15 protein-coding genes and 2 pseudogenes are annotated in these 18922 nt (G+C 40.4%); 13 read left to right on the top strand and 4 right to left on the bottom strand.

The window, feature by feature from the left end; all coding sequences use genetic code 11:
- Nucleotides 1-21: 21 nt before the first annotated feature.
- From H9L19_RS02540 to H9L19_RS02530, 3 genes are all read right to left on the bottom strand, one after another.
- Nucleotides 22-519 (bottom strand): hypothetical protein, encoded by a 498-nt coding sequence (locus H9L19_RS02540; RefSeq protein WP_187529592.1) that lies wholly within the window; start codon nt 517-519, stop codon nt 22-24.
- A 119-nt stretch (nt 520-638) separates the two neighbouring features.
- Complete coding sequence (locus H9L19_RS02535; protein WP_187529591.1) at nt 639-899, bottom strand: DUF2922 domain-containing protein; 261 nt, start codon at nt 897-899, stop codon at nt 639-641.
- A gap of 47 nt (nt 900-946) precedes the next feature.
- Nucleotides 947-1150: a hypothetical protein gene (locus tag H9L19_RS02530; protein ID WP_187529590.1), complete on the bottom strand. Its 204-nt coding sequence runs from the start codon at nt 1148-1150 to the stop codon at nt 947-949.
- 277 nt (nt 1151-1427) lie between these two features.
- Between H9L19_RS02530 and yycF the strand changes: the two genes are divergently transcribed.
- The 7 genes from yycF (at nt 1428) to H9L19_RS02495 (ending at nt 9377) form a co-directional block, all read left to right on the top strand.
- On the top strand, nt 1428-2132 hold the full coding sequence (gene yycF / locus H9L19_RS02525) for a response regulator YycF (RefSeq protein WP_187529589.1): 705 nt from the start codon (nt 1428-1430) through the stop codon (nt 2130-2132).
- A gap of 65 nt (nt 2133-2197) precedes the next feature.
- Nucleotides 2198-4075 (top strand): cell wall metabolism sensor histidine kinase WalK, encoded by a 1878-nt coding sequence (gene walK / locus H9L19_RS02520; protein WP_187529588.1) that lies wholly within the window; start codon nt 2198-2200, stop codon nt 4073-4075.
- Nucleotides 4062-5405, top strand: coding sequence for a two-component system activity regulator YycH (yycH, locus tag H9L19_RS02515; RefSeq protein ID WP_187529587.1), 1344 nt, complete (start codon nt 4062-4064; stop codon nt 5403-5405). Before walK ends, yycH begins: the two co-directional genes overlap by 14 nt.
- Nucleotides 5405-6223, top strand: a complete 819-nt coding sequence (locus H9L19_RS02510) for a two-component system regulatory protein YycI (RefSeq protein ID WP_187529586.1) — start codon at nt 5405-5407, stop codon at nt 6221-6223. Before yycH ends, H9L19_RS02510 begins: the two co-directional genes overlap by 1 nt.
- Before the next feature lie 26 nt (nt 6224-6249).
- Nucleotides 6250-7050: an MBL fold metallo-hydrolase gene (locus H9L19_RS02505; RefSeq protein WP_187529585.1), complete on the top strand. Its 801-nt coding sequence runs from the start codon at nt 6250-6252 to the stop codon at nt 7048-7050.
- A gap of 102 nt (nt 7051-7152) precedes the next feature.
- Nucleotides 7153-8394: a S1C family serine protease gene (locus H9L19_RS02500; RefSeq protein WP_187529891.1), complete on the top strand. Its 1242-nt coding sequence runs from the start codon at nt 7153-7155 to the stop codon at nt 8392-8394.
- Between the two features lie 428 nt (nt 8395-8822).
- Complete coding sequence (locus H9L19_RS02495) at nt 8823-9377, top strand: hypothetical protein (RefSeq protein ID WP_187529584.1); 555 nt, start codon at nt 8823-8825, stop codon at nt 9375-9377.
- A gap of 70 nt (nt 9378-9447) precedes the next feature.
- Here H9L19_RS02495 and H9L19_RS02490 read toward each other — a convergent pair whose 3' ends face one another.
- On the bottom strand, nt 9448-9858 hold the full coding sequence (locus H9L19_RS02490; protein ID WP_187529583.1) for a YwiB family protein: 411 nt from the start codon (nt 9856-9858) through the stop codon (nt 9448-9450).
- 109 nt (nt 9859-9967) lie between these two features.
- Here H9L19_RS02490 and H9L19_RS02485 point away from each other — a divergent pair, with 109 nt between their 5' ends.
- The 6 genes and pseudogenes from H9L19_RS02485 to alr all read left to right on the top strand — a co-directional run bounded on the left by H9L19_RS02485 (nt 9968) and on the right by alr (nt 18899).
- Nucleotides 9968-11302, top strand: coding sequence for an HD domain-containing protein (locus tag H9L19_RS02485; protein WP_187529582.1), 1335 nt, complete (start codon nt 9968-9970; stop codon nt 11300-11302).
- 89 nt (nt 11303-11391) lie between these two features.
- Nucleotides 11392-11988: a DNA-directed RNA polymerase subunit delta gene (gene rpoE / locus H9L19_RS02480; RefSeq protein WP_187529581.1), complete on the top strand. Its 597-nt coding sequence runs from the start codon at nt 11392-11394 to the stop codon at nt 11986-11988.
- Nucleotides 11989-12257: 269 nt separating this feature from the next.
- Nucleotides 12258-13864, top strand: a pseudogene (locus H9L19_RS02475) (CTP synthase).
- 220 nt (nt 13865-14084) lie between these two features.
- Nucleotides 14085-15352 (top strand): annotated as a pseudogene (locus H9L19_RS02470) (UDP-N-acetylglucosamine 1-carboxyvinyltransferase).
- 285 nt (nt 15353-15637) lie between these two features.
- On the top strand, nt 15638-17209 hold the full coding sequence (cshA, locus tag H9L19_RS02465) for a degradosome RNA helicase CshA (protein WP_276509302.1): 1572 nt from the start codon (nt 15638-15640) through the stop codon (nt 17207-17209).
- A 202-nt stretch (nt 17210-17411) separates the two neighbouring features.
- Nucleotides 17412-18899, top strand: coding sequence for an alanine racemase (gene alr, locus H9L19_RS02460; RefSeq protein WP_187529580.1), 1488 nt, complete (start codon nt 17412-17414; stop codon nt 18897-18899).
- Nucleotides 18900-18922: the final 23 nt, after the last annotated feature.

The following is an 18922-nucleotide window of genomic DNA, read 5'->3' as shown; positions in this document are numbered from 1 at the left end:
TTTTAGCTATGCGGGCTATTTTTAATGCTCGCTATCACGTTCTGCTATAGAGATAAGCTGTTGCAAAAGAAGGCGTTGACGGTGAATTGTTTGCCGGGAACGATTTAAACGTCGCGAACGTTCGTTGATGCGTGCATCAGGGAAAGCAATTAAGTCGTCAATTAAGGCTTGTAATATGGGATGGCTAGTTGTTTGCTTAATATCGAGTAATGTCAGATGTAGATGACATAGCATACTAGGATCGTCGGTGAATTGATTTTCAAGGATTGGTTGATTGTTTTCGTTTTCACTGCGCACTTTTAGTTTACGATTGTAGTCATGGATGGCATTGCATAAAATCTGAAAAAGATAACGATTGTTGTTGGCGGACAAGTCGGGGTTGAGAAGTAATTGACACCAAATACGTTCATAACAGATTTGGATTAAGTCCTCTCGGTGTGGGGCGCTCGACCAAATGTGGGTAAAGCGTAAAACGCCATAAATAAGTTGTTCAAATTCGAGCATACGATTATTTGTCATCGATAGTGGTTCCTCTCGAGGTTAAAGTTAAGGTAAGTTGATTTGTGTTAGCATAAATGAATGGTAAAACACCCAATCTTAAACTGCAAAGATTGGGCGTGATTTAAATTTGAAATAGATTAATTATTCTGGTTGGGTGCGGCTGACCAGACGGTTCGGCGTTCTTGTCTTGTGTAAATTGCGGCTTTTGGTTTGACACCTTTTGGAAAGCGTGATTCACCCAGACCATCAGTGAGCCATTCGCATGCAACGAGTTCGTTCATGGTGTTTAAGACGATTTCGGCAGTTAAATCTGGTTTGACGTGATTAAACATGATAGTAAATTGATTACCTGTCGCTTTAGTAAAGATTAATTCTAATTTATACGGTGTTTGTTCCATGGGTTACTCCTTTAAATGCTTGATAGTGGTCATTTGGGTATATGAGATTAGTTGGTTAGCGTTTCGTGGGTTAAGAGCGTGATTCGAGCAATACTTGATTCTTGACCAATTCGCGTTAGTAACTGGCCAAACTGACGGAATTGATTCGAATCAGTTACTGGTACTGCATAAAAAATACGGTTAATGTTCTTTGGCTGATTCGAAATTGCACCAGTAAAACGAACTTTCATTACCTTTTTAACTTCAGACATAATACATACTCCTTTGAGATAAATGATGTTGGTGGCCACCGGGAATTAATGCCACATTGACTGTGACATTAAATAGTAACGTGAATGAAGCAAAAAATGTGACAAATTAATTAGTTAGGATTAGACGAGTAATTTCAATTTGGTGCGGCGTGACAAAAATTCAACAATACGCTTCGTTGTGTCACAAACGCCTGGGATTGATGACATGAAATACATGAAAATGACGTAATATGATATAATGACGTCATATAAAGTTTTCCGTTGGAGGAATATAAAGATGAGCAAAATCTTAGTCGTGGACGATGAAAAGCCGATTTCCGATATTATTAAATTTAATTTAACTAAAGAAGGATATGACGTGGTCATCGCGATGGATGGTCGTGAAGCCCTCGATCAATTTGAAGCTGAAAAGCCAGATTTAGTTCTATTAGATCAGATGTTGCCCGAATTGGATGGAACAGAGGTTTTGCGCCAAATTCGGTCGACATCACAGATTCCGGTAATTATGGTAACTGCAAAAGATTCTGAAATTGATAAAGTGCTTGGACTTGAAATGGGGGCGGATGACTATGTCACTAAGCCTTTTTCAAATCGTGAACTTCTCGCACGGATTAAAGCAAATCTTCGACGACAAGGTGCCGGGGCAGCCAATAGTGATGCCGCTGATGAAACGGATGACATTAAAATTGGTGTTTTGACGATTCATCCTGACGCATATATGGTGACAAAAGACGGTAAAGATATCGAACTAACGCATCGTGAATTCGAATTGTTGTCACATCTTGCTAAACACATTGGGCAGGTGATGACACGTGATGATTTGTTACAAACAGTTTGGGGCTTTGATTATTTTGGTGACGTGCGTACGGTCGACGTGACAGTCCGACGGATTCGCGAAAAAATTGAAGAAACGCCAAGTCATCCACAAATTCTAATGACGCGCCGTGGGGTGGGTTATTATTTGAAGGCATCAGAAGAATAGTGAAGTAGTGAAAGCCGACGGGGTTCGATAGTCCGGGGGCTTTTTGTATATATTGGGGTAGCCACGTGAAAAAAGGGATAAAATTTGTTGCATCAATTCACTTTAAAATAGCACTCGTTTTTACATTGACACTTTTAGTGACTTTGGAATTAATCGGCGCTTTTTTCATCAAACAGTTGGAACGGTCTAATTTGTCCAATTTTAGACAACAGATTACTTTACCGGCATATGTATCAGATCAGTTAACGCAACAATTAACCGGTTCAGAAACAGCTAGTAGTAATGCCAATATTCATAACGTGCTATCATCAGTCAACAATGTTTTGATCACGGAAATAGAAGTGGTTGATACACAAGGTATCATTCGTGGGACGAGTGATATTAATGATCAAGATGCCGTTGGTCAAAAGACGACAGATAGTAATCTTAGGCATGCGGCTAATAATCAAACTTATCTGAAAAATCCGGTGGAGCAGCATGGATCAAGTCGTTATCAAACCGTTGTTAAACCATTGATTGAAACAACGAATGGTGATAATACAACGGTTGGTGCGGTAATCGTCAAGGCCAACTTGGAGAGCGTTTACGCAACTTTACAGCGTATATCTGTGATTTATTTGTCGGCGACATTACTAGCGGTCATGTTAGGTGTCATCATGGCAGTTATTATTTCACGAGCGCTAGCTAAACCAATTTCAGATATTAATCAACGAACAATTCGAATTGCTGCGGGTGATTACTCGGGTGATATTGATGTCCGTAGTCATGATGAAATTGGCCAGTTGGCTACAAATGTCAATGCATTGGCACAACGGATTGAAGAAACAACGAACTCACAAGAACTTGAACGGCGACGTCTGGACTCTGTGCTAGAGCATATGACAGATGGGGTGATTGCAACTGACCGTCGTGGTTCAATTAATCTGATTAATTCTGCCGCCTTGGCTATGATTGGTATTGAAGATGTCTCAGAGGTTTTGGGACAATATGTCCTTCAAATTTTGCATTTGAATGAACAATATCAATTACGCGAATTCTTTGAAAATGATGACAATCTGTTTTTGGACTTCAGTGATGACGATCGACAATTAAAAGTCAAAGTGTATAACACTCAGATTCAACGCGAGTCTGGCTTTATTTCCGGGATGGTCATTGTCTTGCATGATGTGACGGAAGAGCAGCGCATCAATGAGGAACGGCGTCAGTTTGTGTCTAATGTCTCACATGAATTGCGTACACCACTGACATCAGTCAAGTCATATATTGATGCTTTGCAAGACGGTGCAATGAACGATCAAGAAGTAGCACCGCATTTCTTAAAAGTTGCCCAAGATGAAACGACCCGCATGATTCACATGATTAATGATTTGCTTGAATTATCACGAATGGATTCTGGAACCATGCGTTTGACTTTAGAGTATGTGAATCTGAGTGAGCTATTCAATTATATTTTGAACCGGTTTGATATGATAATTTCAAATGAACAGCAACCAGACCAAAAACAGTATTCGATTGTTCGAGATGTGACGGATGAGTCAATCTGGGTGGAGATTGATCCATCGAAATTGACGCAGGTTATTGATAATATTATGAATAATGCGATTAAGTACTCGCCTGATGGGGGTGTTATTACAACGCGTATGGTCAAAGAAGAACGACAGGTCGTTTTGAGTATCAGTGACCAAGGGTTGGGAATTCCACAAAAAGATTTAAACCATGTCTTTGATCGTTTCTTCCGTGTTGATAAAGCACGTTCACGAGCACAAGGTGGTACCGGTCTTGGACTCGCTATTTCAAAAGAAATTGTTGAAAGTTTTAAAGGAAAAATCTGGGTGACATCGCAGGAAGGTCAGGGGTCGACTTTTAATATTGCCCTACCGTATACAATCGAAGGTAATTTAGATGACGATTGGGAGGACGATGATTTTGATGAAATGGGATAAGCGACGCCCAATGCGTTTATTTTTGCAGCGTAATTGGCCGCAACTTGTATTATCGGTTGTGGTGGTTTTAAGTGTGGTGTTATCCCTATTAATTTGGGCGCAGATTATTAATCAGGATAAAAACCTAATTCGTAAAAGCGCAAACAATGAAGCATCAGTGACGTTAGGTGCCACGACTAATCTGTTCACGCTTAATCAATTACTATATACAGATACTAGTGGTGAAACCAATTATTATATTGAAAGTCGAACTCGTCTAAATACGCTCTCAGAGATGATGAAGAACTGGCAAGTGGGGCGAGTGATTACAAAAAAATCTTCAAAAGCAGCGTATCTCACAGCGCTGAATCGCAAAGATTCGATTCTAGTCGGGTTTGGTCACACAGTTACCCAAAATGGTATTACTGCAACGATTGGTCGACAATACAAATTACCTGAAAATGCGACAATTGATTTTATTCAAGTTTCGGCGCAAGGTTACCCAAGTGAAGTGAAGATGTATGATAATCGGCATCAGACAATCTATATTTTCCCAGTTATCCTAGCGAGAACAACACCAAATAAGCTGACTTTTGAAGGTCAACGGGTGAAAACAGAATTGGTTTGGCAAAATCAGAAAGTGCATATGCGGTTATTGCAAAAAATACCTTTAAAAGTACATACGTATTTGTTAGGTGAAGAGAGTCCAGAAGTCTTTGTTAATGCTTTGTTTTCAGGTAGTGATATTCCCCAAAGAAATTTCCAGACTGGCAATGATGTGCAATACAGCGATGGTGAAAATCGTCAATTGACTGAAAATGTCAATAACGGCTCAATGGTCTTTGATAATTATAATGTTCACTGGCCACTAAACGGATTGGACAAACACATTACAACTGCTACCAAGTGGGCTAATAAAATTCATCAATCCGCTGACAATCTGGGCTATTTTGAAAGTAATAGCAATCATCGGACGTTACAATTTCGCGTCTTTGTTGATGGCGTACCAGTTTTCAGTGATCAAGGATTTGGTGCCGTTCAAGTGATCCAACTTTCTAATCGTCATTTACGCATGCAATTTTCGAAGTATACTTTGAAGGTGCCTTTACCAAGTTCTAAGTCTGAAGTTGTTTATTTGCCCTCGGTTGAAGAACAATTAGTAGCGCTAAAAAAAGCAGGTGTGAAAACAAATAAGATTGAGAATTGGTCAATCGGCTATCAATGGGTATCTAGTGAGGATAACCGCTTTGTGACATTAAATCCGATGTGGTTTGTACAGTTAAAGGATGATAGTTGGCATCCAATCCAAAACGATATGCAAGTCAATCGCACGTTGTTAGGAGGAGACTAGTGGATTTTAAAAAAATTATCGTGACGTTTATTGGCGTTTTTTTGTTAATTGATTTATTTTTAGGCTATCAACTCATTCAAATTAATGCACAAGCACGAAATAATGATGATAATGCTGCTGTTTTGAACAATATGCGCAGTGATAATATTAAATTTGATACACTATCAACGGTGAGTGAAAATGGTAATTATGTTGGTGGTGATGCGACAGACATGCAATGGGCGCAAACAGGTAGTCAAAAATTTGTGGCCATGCAGACGCAAATTGATGCTGACAAACATCAATTAATTGTCACGCCGAATGAAAAATTAACCTTGGGCAAAGATTTAGCAAGTGCACGAAAGATGGCAGGGGAAATGTTAAAGAATAAGCAAACGTTTCTTCATGGTCAGCGTTATCGGTATAGTGCGCTTGCGACAAAAACAGCTGGACGTCAGCTCGTTGGGAACGGACACATTTTGGTTTATCAGCAGGTCTTACCCAACCGAGCAACAACAATGGGGGAAGTTGGGCAAATCAAAATCTACTTAAACACCCATTTTGAGTTAGAAAAATACACCCAAACTTATATTTCAGATACTGAGGTGTTACGTGAACCGATGCCAACGATTACCGCTGAAACAGCAGTGATTGACTTGTATCAATATAATGAGTTACCAAATAATTCGGTAATTTTATGGTGTAAAATGGGATATAGTCCATTAATTGAGGTTGATCAGAATACAGTCTTTGTGCCAACATGGTTTGTTTTAATTCAAAACGGATCAAAACAAAATGTGTTACGTATTAATGCTTTTGATGGTAAATTGATGAATTGATGGCTGGTATGAAAGGATGCAAAAGCATGAACGATGAATTTAAAGTATCAATGCTAGCATCGGGTAGTTCTGGGAATGTAACTTATATTGAAACACCAGAGCATAAAGTGTTAGTAGATGCAGGTTTAAGTGGCAAAAAGATTGAAACATTGATGCAATCGATTGGACGGTCCCTAAATGATGTTGATCAATTGTTTGTCACTCACGAACATGTTGATCACATTAAGGGTGTTGGTATATTGGCACGCAAATATGGGATGCCCGTTTACGCAAATGAGAAAACGTGGCAGGTAATGTCGGACAAAATTGGGACGATTAACCCAGAACAAAAACAAATTTTTGAGGCCGGACAAACCAAGTTGTTTGGTGATTTAGATGTCGAAAGTTTTTCAGTTTCACATGACGCGGCTGATCCACAATTTTATTTATTTCATCATGCCAATAAAACCTTTGCTATGCTGACTGATACAGGTTATGTGAGTGGACAGGTCGCAGGCTTGATTAATAATGCCGATGCGATTTTAATGGAGGCTAATCATGATGTTGCTATGTTACGTTATGGTGGGTACGCATGGTCGCTTAAACAACGTATTTTAGGCGACGAGGGACATCTATCAAATGAAGATGGTGCGCTCACATTAGCTAATATCATTGGTTCAAATACGAAACAAGTCTATTTGGGTCATTTGAGTCAAGAAAATAACCAGGTGCCACTGGCGCATTTAACTGTTGAACAAATTTTGCAGGAAAATGATTTGGGGGTCAATCACGATTTCTCACTTTTTGATACAAATCCAGACCGAGCGACCACTTTGGCTAGTATTTAAGCTTTATCAATGAAAAATTAAGCAAAGATTAAGAAAGATGCAGTAAGATAAGATCATAATCATAATATTATTCTTGGAGTAAAAAACATGAAAAAAGATGGTATGAAAAAGATTAATCGGAGTTTTCAACAGTTTTGGCAAGGATCATCAAAAGTTGTTGTGATAGCATTAGTTGCCGGCATCATTGGTGGTGGTGCTGGTGCGTTTGGCATTCAACAATTAAATGCGATGAATTCAACTGTGACGGTGGGGAAAACGACACCGGTCAAAGTTGCAGATACAAATGTTAAGGGCGAGAGCGCCGCGACTAAGGCATTTAAAAAGACATCAGGTGCGGTAGTATCTGTTATCAACTTACAAAAGCAAAAATCATCAGGTTTGAATATCTTTGGTGAAGGATCAGATGAGTCAACAGATTCATCAACTACTAAATCAAGTTTGGAAACTGCATCTGAAGGTTCAGGTGTGATTTATAAGAAGACGGATAATACTGCGTATGTTGTAACAAATAATCACGTGGTTGAAGGTTCGAATGCCCTGCAAGTGTTATTGAGTGACGGTACTAAATTGACAGGTACACTGGTCGGAACTGATAATATTACTGACCTGGCAGTGATTAAGATTAAAGCTGATAAGGTGAGTGAAGTTGCACAATTTGCAAATTCCAATGAAGTGCAGGCGGGGGAGTCTGTCTTAGCAATCGGTTCGCCTTTAGGTTCTGAATATGCAACATCAGTAACCGAGGGAATTATTTCAGCAACCAAACGGGAGGTCGCAGCGACTGACGAAAGCGGTAATTCATTAGGGAAAGCGACTGTTATGCAAACTGACGCTGCAATTAATCCGGGTAACTCAGGTGGTGCCTTGATTAACTTGGCCGGACAAGTGGTTGGGATTAATTCGATGAAATTAGCCTCATCTACCTCGGGAACAAGTGTTGAGGGGATGGGCTTTGCAATTCCTTCCAATATAGTTGTCAATATTATTAATCAACTTGAAAAGGATGGTAAAGTTAGCCGACCAGCCTTAGGAATTAAAATGATTGATTTGGTGAATGTCACTGAAACTGATCAAAAGGAAATTTTGAAGTTACCAGAGAGTGTTACCGGTGGGGTCGTTGTGATGAGCGTTGTTGATAATACACCTGCTAAAACTCTGGGCTTGAAGAAATACGATGTCATTACAAAGATTGATGATAAGGCGGTAAGTAGCTCTGGTGATTTGAGAGATATCTTATATGCACATAAAACTGGCGATACGGTTAAAATCACTTATTATCGAGATGGTAAAGTTCAAAATGGTGAAGTCAAGTTAACGGCCACAACGGCTAAGATTAATAAGTGAAGTTAATTTAATGAGAAAAATAATAATTCAATAAAAGAATATTTTTGAAAAATATTCGCAAAGTAGTATTCACACATTTTACACAAAAGACGTGTATGATATAAATATCCACTGCTAAAGTGGATTTCATTACTCCCCAAAGTACATGAAGAATCTGTGCGCTTCCCCAAAGCGCCAGAACCCTTGTTATCAATTGCTATTTGTAGTTGATAACAAACCACGGTCGCGTTCCCCCTCTTGCGACCGTGGTTTTTTTGTGCCAAATAAGTGATTAACTTTGCATATTTAATCATTGTTAAAATGTTTTAATATATTCAGGAATGATGAATCGTTTCATAGGAAAACCTAAAGTTTGCTACTTTTATGTTTCAATTTTGTTACGTTTAGATTATAGTGAAGCTGAAAATGAGGTTGGAAAGGGAGAAATTATGAGAATTAATAAGTGGACCATTGGATTAGTCGGTGGACTTTTGACTTTAGGGCTTGTTGTAGGTGGGGTTTATGCGGTCGGTCGCCTAGCGACCACACACGATACTAATAACACCACTCATTTAACGCAGTCAAAACGACAAAGTACCCCAAAACAATCAACCATGACAACCAGTCGGGTAAATTCAAACGCTGATACATCGACATCGGAATCTTCGTCAACCGCGACAAAACCAACTGCTGGGGGAGGCGATAAGCATGATGTGCAGTCAAATGAAGGTGGAAATGATGACCAATACCAAGTGACAACGACGACGCCCGACGCCTATTTGGCTTTAACACGAGTCATTGCTGCGACTAAGGGTGATCAAAGTTTACCAAGTACACCGACATATCTCATTTCTGACTTGACGGATGGGCAATACCAAATTGAAGTTGTGAGTCAAAATCCGCAGGCAAATACTGTTAATCAAGCGGCAATTTTCCGCTATGCGCTTACAACTGGACAAATTACAAGAATGAATCAAATGACTGGCATCTTTGAAGCCTATTAGTTTGGAAAGAAAAAAACCTATGAACGATGCGAGAATTGCTAAAAGCACGCATTGTTCATAGGTTTTTACATCAATCGAAAGTTAATTTTAAATGATAGTCGCCAACTAATTGGTCATTTTGATAGAGTTGATATTGTGTGATTAATGTGCCATTTAACAGGTCGGAGGTCAAATGAAGTGTTTTAACCATCAGTGGTAGATGACCGACAGGTGTGATATAGGTGGTTGTCGTTGTTTGTTTTGGATTCAAGTCAAGATGTACTTGGCTTGTACCTTGACGTGACAGACGAACTGTCTGGTCTGGGTTAAACTTGATGATAATTGGTGTTTCAATTTCGGCATGTTCAGTATATCGCAGATAAGTGATTTGGTCTTTTTGAATCAGCTGCCCCGGTTCACTAAAAGTAAAAGTTTCACTCATGTCGGCTTGTTGAATTTTAGTTGTGAGTTGAACGTGTACATTCTTTGATGGTGATTGCATAAAATTGTCCTTAGAGTTCGTCATAGGGATATTATACACATGTTAACGGTGCGATGACGATATTTACGGTATAATTAGAGAAATAAGTCAAATGAAAGAGGAATTTAAGATGCAAGAAAAAGTATTTCGCGACCCAGTACACAACTTTATTCGCATCGATGACCCGATGATTTTAGCGTTGATTGATACACGCGAATTTCAACGGTTACGACGCATTAAACAGCTGGGCGTCGCGAATACAGTCTTTCATACGGCTGAACATTCTAGGTTTACGCATTCATTAGGTGTGTATGAAATTGCACGCCAATTTGCGGCGCATTTAATTAATTTTAAAACACAAACGCCAGGCGATGGTGGCTGGCAACCTGAAGAACGGCGTGTATTATTGGCTGCGGCGTTATTGCATGACTTAGGTCATGGGCCGTATTCGCATACGTTTGAGCATATTTTCAAAACGGATCATGAGAAATACACCCAACAAATTATTTTGTCATCGGAAACTGAAGTGAATCAGGTGTTGCGGACGGTGAGTGATGATTTTCCAAGTCAGGTCGCAAGTGTCATTGCTAAAACCTATCCAAATCCGCAAGTTGTGTCGTTAATTTCATCACAAATTGATGCTGACCGAATGGATTATTTATTGCGTGATGCTTATTATACTGGGGCAACCTATGGGATGTTTGATCTTTTCAGAATTATCCATTTAATGCGCCCGTATGTTGGAGGAATTGCATTTGAGGATAAGGGCATGACAACGGTTGAAGATTACGTTGTGTCACGTTATCAAATGTATGGACAAGTTTATTTTCACCCAGTTTCTCGGGGCATGGAAGTATTGTTGACCCACCTTTTGGAACGTGCGATGTCATTATATGAACGGAGCAAGACAGATTCATTTGTTGATGGCCATTTTGTTTCTGAAGCTTTGGTGCCTTTATTTGAACATCAAATTTCAATTACAGAATATTTAGCGTTAGACGATGCAACCATTATTGCTAATATTAGTAATTGGCGGAATGCACCTGATCGTATTTTGGCTGATTTAGCAACGCGCTTTTTAGATCGAAAGCCATTAAAATCAATTGAGATTGCAGATGATGTGCGGGACTTATTGCCAAAATTAGTTGAACTCATTCAGGCAGCTGGTTTTGATGAACGATACTACACAGCAGAAAATGATAGTTTCGATACTGCATATGATTCATATAATCCAAATTCAAAGAAAACAAAGACGCCAATTGAAGTAATTCAACAAGATGGGACTTTGGTTGAGTTGTCATCTGAAAGTACACTGGTACAGGCCTTGCGTGGTCGCACGTATGGCAATGCACGGTTCTTTTTCCCAAACGAAATGTTGTCAAAACACGCTGATTGGGATTTAATGGCACCGATGTATGAAGAATTCCAGCACTATGTCCGGAATGGTAAGTTAATTCGGCCATAAAATCATAAGTTCAATAAATAACCATTGAAGAATTATCAAAAATACGGTATTATTAAGCGTTAGTAAACCCTCGAAAGGATGTGCATGATTTGGCATTATCAAAATTTGACAATCAAGAAAAATCAGAACTTTCAATGATCGAAGTCGCGCGTGAGATTCTTCATGAGCGTCAAGAAACAATTGGTTTCAATGATCTTTTGAAGCAAGTACAAGCATTTATTGGTAAAGATGATCAAGAAATTGAGGCGCGTTTAGCGCAATTCTATACGGACTTAAATATTGACGGTTCGTTTATTTCATTGGGTGAAAATATGTGGGGACTTCGTTCGTGGTATCCATTTGATTCAATCAATGAGGAAATTCATTTGGACCTTGAAGAAGAGGCCTCAACCAAGAAAAAGAAGAAGACAACCAAGAAAGCAGCAGCTTTGCTTGATACCGACGACGATGATGTGGTTGGTTGGGATGATGATCCTGAAGAAGATGATTTTGAAGAAGTTGATGTGGCGTCAGATGATGAAACAGCAACGACTAAAGATGATACTGACGATGATGATAGTGATGATGACGATACGGATGAAGCAGCGAAAGATGATTTTGAAGTTTCAAATGGTATCGGCGACGATATTGCTGGCTTAGGTAATAACGTTGATGACGATTATGGCTCTGGTGACATCGAAAAGTAATCCTAATTGGTGATAGACATTTTGTTGCCTGCTCCAGTTGACAGATTCCAAAAAAATGTGTATCATAATGTTCCGGGCTCCTGTAATTACTTGCAGGGCATGTCGAATGAAGATAAGCGCTCCCACTGCTGTTTTAGCAATGGGAGCTTTTCTATTTTTTGATAAATTCCCTTGTTGACACGCTGATTTCAAATCAATCATTCACACCATATCCGTGTCTTGCGAGTGATTGACGTGAAACAAATTATTTTCTCGGAGGTACTTTATTGATGGCAACCAAATATGTCTTTGTAACTGGTGGGGTGGTATCGTCACTAGGAAAAGGAATTGTTGCAGCTTCACTAGGACGACTATTGAAAAATCGTGGTTTTAAAATCGCAGTTCAAAAGTTCGATCCATATATTAATATTGATCCGGGAACCATGTCACCTTATCAACACGGTGAGACATTTGTTACTGATGATGGTTTGGAAACGGACTTGGACTTGGGACATTATGAACGGTTTATTGATATTAACTTGAACAAGTATTCAAATATCACGTCTGGTCGCATTTATTCAGAAGTTTTGGCAAAAGAGCGCCGCGGGATTATGATGGCGCAACAGTGCAAGTTATTCCTCATATTACCAATGCTTTAAAAGAAAAAATGATGCGGGCAGCTGAAACAACAGATGCTGATATTGTCATTACCGAGGTTGGTGGTACCGTTGGTGATATTGAGTCATTACCATTTATTGAAGCGTTGCGACAAATGAAACGTGAAGTTGGTGCGGAGAATGTTTTCTATATTCATACGTCATTAATTCCATATTTGAAAGCGGCTGGTGAAATGAAAACCAAGCCAACACAACATTCAGTGGCTGAATTACGTTCTCTAGGGATTCAACCAGATATGTTGGTCGTTCGAACAGAACAGCCAATTGATCAAGGGATGCGCGATAAATTAGCCTTGTTTACTGATGTTCCGGCAGAGGCGGTCATCGAATCTTTGGATGTTGATACATTATACGAAATTGCTTTGAACATGCAAGCGCAAGGCATGGACGACGTCGTTTTGAAAGGACTTGGCTTAAAGGCAGCACCTGCTGATATGACTGAGTGGCGAGCAATGATTGACCGAATCAATCATTTGTCAAAGACGTTAAAAATTACTTTGGTGGGAAAGTATGCTGACTTGCAGGACGCTTATATCTCAGTGAATGAAGCTTTACGTGCTGGTGGATATGCGATTGATACTGATGTTCAAATTAATGCTTTGAATTCAGAAAAAGTGACAGATGAAAATGCGGCCGAACTACTAGGTGATGCCGATGGCATCATGGTACCGGGTGGTTTTGGTGCACGTGGTACTGAAGGTAAGATTGCGGCAATTAAGTATGCCCGCGAGAACAATGTGCCATTCTTAGGTGTTTGTTTAGGTATGCAATTGGCATCAGTTGAATTTGCACGCCACGTTTTGGGCCATACAGATGCTAATTCAATTGAATTAAATCCAGAAACAACAACGCCAATTATTGCTTTAATGGATGACCAAAAAGAAATTACGACTCGTGGTGGTACTTTGCGTCTAGGATTGTATCCAGCCAGTCTTAAAGCCGATACTCAGACGCGGGCCATTTATGGGTCAGAAACGATTCAAGAACGGCACCGTCATCGTTTCGAATTTAACACGGCTTATCGTCAAGAATTTGAAGCAGCAGGGATGGTCTTTGCTGGTACGTCACCAGATGATCGCTTGATGGAAATTATTGAATTGCCAGCAAATGATTTCTTCATTGCGGCGCAATATCATCCAGAATTCTTATCACGACCAAACCGGCCAGAGCCACTATATGCGGCTTTCATTAAGGCTGCATTGGACTATCAAGCAAAGTAAGTTTGAATCAATTTAAGCCTGGTTGATTTTCAATCAGGCTTTTTAGTTACTTGTTGTTAATAATGTCATTGTATTGTAAAATTGAGAACGTATGCGGATGCTTGCGACCATCAGTAGGACTCCTTCAGGTGATGAGAGCAGACTGCAATCTAAAATGATGAAATTAATAATAAGACGCTTTGAGAACAAATGTGTTGCTTTAAGCGATTGAGGTTTAATAATGAAAAAACTGGTTATTCATGGTGGCCGTCGCTTGCATGGTGAAGTGACAATCGGTGGTGCAAAGAATTCAACAGTCGCGCTCATTCCAGCGTCAATTCTTGCAGATACTGAGGTTAAATTTGATAGTGTCCCTGATATTTTAGACGTCTACAATTTACAGCTGATTATGGAGTCAATGAATGTGACTTCATCATTTGCACGTGGTGAATTGTCAGTCGATCCGACTCAGATTCGTGAAGCGGAGTTGCCTTCGACAGCAATTAAAAGTTTACGTGCGTCATATTATTTTATGGGCTCATTGCTTGGAAAATTTGGTCAAGCTGTGGTGACATTTCCTGGTGGAGATAATATCGGGCCGCGTCCGATTGATCAACACGTCAAAGGATTTGAGGCATTAGGGCTGAAGTTGAATATGATGATGATACAGTCCGGATTACCTCGCCCAATGGCTTACATGGCGCGCGGATTTATTTAGACATGGTCTCAGTTGGTGCAACGATTAATATTATTTTGGCTGCCGTGCGTGCAGAAGGCACGACAATTCTTGAAAATGCCGCAAAAGAGCCAGAAATCATTGATTTAGCCACATTTTTAAATAATATGGGGGCAAAAATTCGGGGTGCTGGTACAGATACAATTCGGATTGTTGGTGTCAATCGTTTAGAATCACATAACGTGCATACGATTATTCCAGATCGAATTGAAGCTGGAACTTATTTATCAATGGCTGCCGCACAGGGCGACGGTGTATTGGTGAAAAATATTATTCCAGAACATTTGGATGCCTTTATTGCGAAAATGATGGAAGCAGGCGTTGCGCTTGACGTTCGCGAAGATAGTATTTTTGTGCCCAAAACAACAGATTTAAAGGCCATCAAGATTAAAACGGCACCATTTCCTGGATTTGCAACCGATTTACAGCAACCGATTACACCACTGTTATCATTGGCTGCGCGCGAGAGTGTTATCACTGAAGAAATCTATCCAGAGCGGACACGCCATATCTCTGAATTGAATAAATTAGGGATGGACATCGAAAGTTTATCGCATGGATTAATTGCCATTCGACCAAGTTCGAGCTTTGTTGGCACAACAGTTTCCGCAGCTGAAATTCGAGCCGGTGCATCATTAGTCATCGCTGGTTTGATGGCAGATGGGGTGACAATTATTAAAAATTCAGAACACATTCTACGTGGTTATGATCATTTAATTCAAAAAATAACCCAGTTGAATGGTGATATTGAAATCATTGATGAAGAAGATTAAAAAAATCCCCAGTGATGGGGATTTTTTATGTCATTATGTTTGCATTTTATGGATTGACTTGGACATAAAAAATAACCATGCGCTAGCTTCACCAGTGAAAATGGTTGATTTAATCGTTTCTCTTGTGTTTTAGGCATAAACAAGGTAAGCTAGATAAGTTGTAAAAAATGGTACGCCAATGATTAATTCGTTATAAAGTCGCCGGATTGTGACCAGGTTGATGATTGTTCGTCCCATTTTCATTTAAGTATGCAGTACGAGATTTACTGCAATTGGAGGAAGATTTTGAAGTTTTCAGAATTAGGTCTCACAAAAGACCTACTAACAGCCATTGAAAAGCATGGCTATGTCGAAGCAACGCCAATTCAGGAAAAGACAATTCCGTTGACGTTGGCAGGTAAAGATGTCATTGGACAAGCGCAAACAGGGACAGGAAAAACAGCTGCCTTTGGCCTACCAATTCTAGAAATGATTGATGATAGCAAGGCAGTGCAAGCATTGGTTGTATCACCAACTCGTGAACTAGCAATTCAGACACAAGAAGAATTATTTAAATTGGGGCGTGACAAGCGTGTTCGGGTGCAAGCCGTGTTCGGTGGTGCTGATATCCGACGCCAAATCGACAGTTTGAAGCGCGGTGTGAACATTGTCGTTGGGACACCTGGTCGATTGATTGATCATATTCGTCGTGGCACAATCGATTTGTCACATGTTAAAACATTAGTTTTGGATGAAGCTGACGAAATGTTGAACATGGGATTTTTGGAAGATATTGAGTCAATCTTGAAAGCTGTTCCTGACGAACGTCAAACATTGTTGTTCTCAGCAACAATGCCGGCAGCAATCAAGCGCATTGGTGTTCAATTCATGACGAATCCTGAACATATCCAAATTGAAGCAAAAGAATTGACAACTGACCTAGTTGATCAATATTATGTTCGAGTACGCGAACCAGAGAAATTCGATACATTGACACGGATTTTAGCGGTTCAAGAACCAGAATTGGCCATCTTATTTGGTCGTACAAAGCGTCGTGTTGATGAATTAACACGTGGTCTTGAATTACGTGGCTTTAAGGCTGCTGGTATTCATGGCGACTTAACGCAACAAAAGCGCTCACAAGTGTTGAAGGCGTTTAAAGCTGGAGAAATTAAAATCTTAGTTGCTACAGATGTTGCTGCGCGTGGGTTGGATGTTTCAGGTGTGACGCACGTTTATAATTTTGATATCCCACAAGAATCAGAATCATATGTTCACCGAATTGGGCGAACAGGTCGTGCTGGTGCACATGGTACGTCCGTCACTTTTGTTACCAATTCTGAATTAGATTATCTAAAAGATATCGAAAAGCTAACTAAGAAGCGGATGCTTGCCTTAAAGCCATTTACGCGTGAAGAGGCTATTGCTGCTCGCATGCGCACAGCAGTAGCGTCTGTTGATGACACTGTTAAGGCGATTGATAAAGCACTCGTTGCTGATCAAGTGGCCGAATTGGTTGAGAAGTATGATGCGGAGACCCTAGCAGCTGCTGTATTAGCAGCTTCAGCAAATGTAGCTGAAATGGATGCTGACTTCACATTGACACGGGAACGTCCATTGCCAAATAAGAAGTACGGTCGCGGTGGTTCACGTAATGGTGGTGGTTATCGTGGTCATCGTGATGGTGGTTCACGTAACGGTGGTGGTTACCGTGGTGGTCATCGTGATGGTGGTTCACGTGGTGGACGCCGAGATAATGATTCTGAGCGTCGTAAGTCATATGACCGTGGTGCAAGAACTGGTTCAGGTGATCGATCACAACGTGGTTCACGACCATCAGGTCGACGTCAATTTGTTATTCGTGATAATAAAGACTAATAAGCTTAATAAAAGTAGTATCAGAATTTTAGATACTGCTTTTTTATTTTGGGGTATCATGGGTGATATGGTGCTTATCATGGCTGAATGTGGTAAAATTGACTAATTAAAATGAGTTAATCAGAGCAAAAAAGTTAACGATAAATAGACTGATGACAAGGCCAAAAGCGTCTACTTAATGTAAGATAAATGGGGGAGCGCGATGATTTATGGGAATGGGATTGATGCCCAAGAAATTTCAGGAGTTGCTGAGTTAGCTAAACGACGACCAAGATTTATTGATGTTGTGTTAACACCTAGTGAGCGTGCGATATTTGAAACACGAAAAGGGAAACATCAGTGGGAATTTTTGGCAGGTCGTTTTTCAGCGAAAGAGGCTTATAGTAAGGCCCTTGGAACTGGAATTGGTAGTGGGGTCAGTTGGCAGGATCTAGAAATATTGTATGATGAACATGGGGCACCAGCATTAGTCAAACATCCTCGCTCAAATGATTTATTAGCCCACGTTTCAATCTCACATACTGGTGATTCGGTTCATACGTCGGTTATTTTGGAGACTTTTCCAGACATGCATGGTTCAGTGAGTACTCATCGGCCAGCGTGGTTGGAGATTTCTCAATCGGCATTGACCCATAATGTCCAATATATTCGAGAATTAACTGGTGCTAAACGCTTTATGGCTGTTGTGAAAGCGAATGCTTATGGCCATGGTAGCGCACAAATTGTGACCGCAGCGTTGGCAGCAGGTGTCGACGCATTTGGGGTTGCCACGTTAGACGAGGCATTGTGGTTACGCCAGTTTGGCGTTGATTTACCCATCTTGGTTTTAGGTGTTGTGTCAGCAGAATTTGTTAATTTAGCAGCTGAGAATCACATTGTTGTGCCGTTAACAACTATGACATGGCTTGAAGAAGCCAGTGCCAACCTGATGCCGGATAATCAATTATTAGTTGCAATCGCAGTTGATACTGGGATGACCAGAATTGGATTACGCTCACGACAAAGCATTGAAGCAGTTATTAATTTTGTAATGGCTCGGCCAACGCAATTTGACATTCATAGTATCGGCATGCATTTTGCTACCGCGGATACCCCTGATATAGCATATTGGGGAAAACAATTAGCACGGTGGCATCAATTGACGGATGGTTTGACTTTACCAGAGGGGACATGGCGTCATCTTGCTAACTCCGGGACAGCCCTTTGGCATCAAAATCCGTCGACCGATGCCATTCGGGTTGGCGCCGGTATGTATGGCTTTGATCCGTCACAAGGGACAATGCCACCACGTGACTTAAAACCAGTGATGACATTAAAAGCTGGTTTAGTGCAAGTAAAACAGGTTGAAGCAGACGTTGCTGTTTCGTATGGTGCGACATATCATACAACAGAGCCAACTTGGATTGGTACGGTACCAGTTGGGTACGCTGATGGTTATGCGCGCCAGTTACAAGGTTACTATGGACTCTTACCAGATGGGCGACATGTCGAGATTATTGGCCGCATCGCTATGGATCAGATGATGGTCAAATTGCCTGAGAAAGTGCCAGTTGGGACAGTTATCACATTAATTGGTCAAGCTGGTGGTGAATCCATTACGTTAGTCGATTTAGCTAATCGCTTAGGGACAATTCCGTATGAAGTGGCTACTGGAATGGCAGCTAGATTGCCACGTCAATTGGTTGACTAACGCAACCATTACATAATTAATTG

It is taken from the genome of Weissella diestrammenae, from assembly GCF_014397255.1.
GTDB classification, from domain to species: domain Bacteria; phylum Bacillota; class Bacilli; order Lactobacillales; family Lactobacillaceae; genus Weissella; species Weissella diestrammenae.
This window is presented reverse-complemented; position numbering and strand designations above follow the sequence as displayed.

What these genes read in the sequence shown, in the direction of transcription:
- H9L19_RS02540 (WP_187529592.1), bottom strand. Translation starts at nt 519, where the DNA reads ATGACAAATAATCGTATGCTCGAATTTGAACAACTTATTTATGGCGTT.
- H9L19_RS02535 (WP_187529591.1), bottom strand. Translation starts at nt 899, where the DNA reads ATGGAACAAACACCGTATAAATTAGAATTAATCTTTACTAAAGCGACA.
- H9L19_RS02530 (WP_187529590.1), bottom strand. Translation starts at nt 1,150, where the DNA reads ATGTCTGAAGTTAAAAAGGTAATGAAAGTTCGTTTTACTGGTGCAATT.
- yycF (WP_187529589.1), top strand. Translation starts at nt 1,428, where the DNA reads ATGAGCAAAATCTTAGTCGTGGACGATGAAAAGCCGATTTCCGATATT.
- yycH (WP_187529587.1), top strand. Translation starts at nt 4,062, where the DNA reads ATGAAATGGGATAAGCGACGCCCAATGCGTTTATTTTTGCAGCGTAAT.
- H9L19_RS02505 (WP_187529585.1), top strand. Translation starts at nt 6,250, where the DNA reads ATGAACGATGAATTTAAAGTATCAATGCTAGCATCGGGTAGTTCTGGG.
- H9L19_RS02500 (WP_187529891.1), top strand. Translation starts at nt 7,153, where the DNA reads ATGAAAAAGATTAATCGGAGTTTTCAACAGTTTTGGCAAGGATCATCA.
- H9L19_RS02495 (WP_187529584.1), top strand. Translation starts at nt 8,823, where the DNA reads ATGAGAATTAATAAGTGGACCATTGGATTAGTCGGTGGACTTTTGACT.
- H9L19_RS02490 (WP_187529583.1), bottom strand. Translation starts at nt 9,858, where the DNA reads ATGCAATCACCATCAAAGAATGTACACGTTCAACTCACAACTAAAATT.
- H9L19_RS02485 (WP_187529582.1), top strand. Translation starts at nt 9,968, where the DNA reads ATGCAAGAAAAAGTATTTCGCGACCCAGTACACAACTTTATTCGCATC.
- alr (WP_187529580.1), top strand. Translation starts at nt 17,412, where the DNA reads ATGATTTATGGGAATGGGATTGATGCCCAAGAAATTTCAGGAGTTGCT.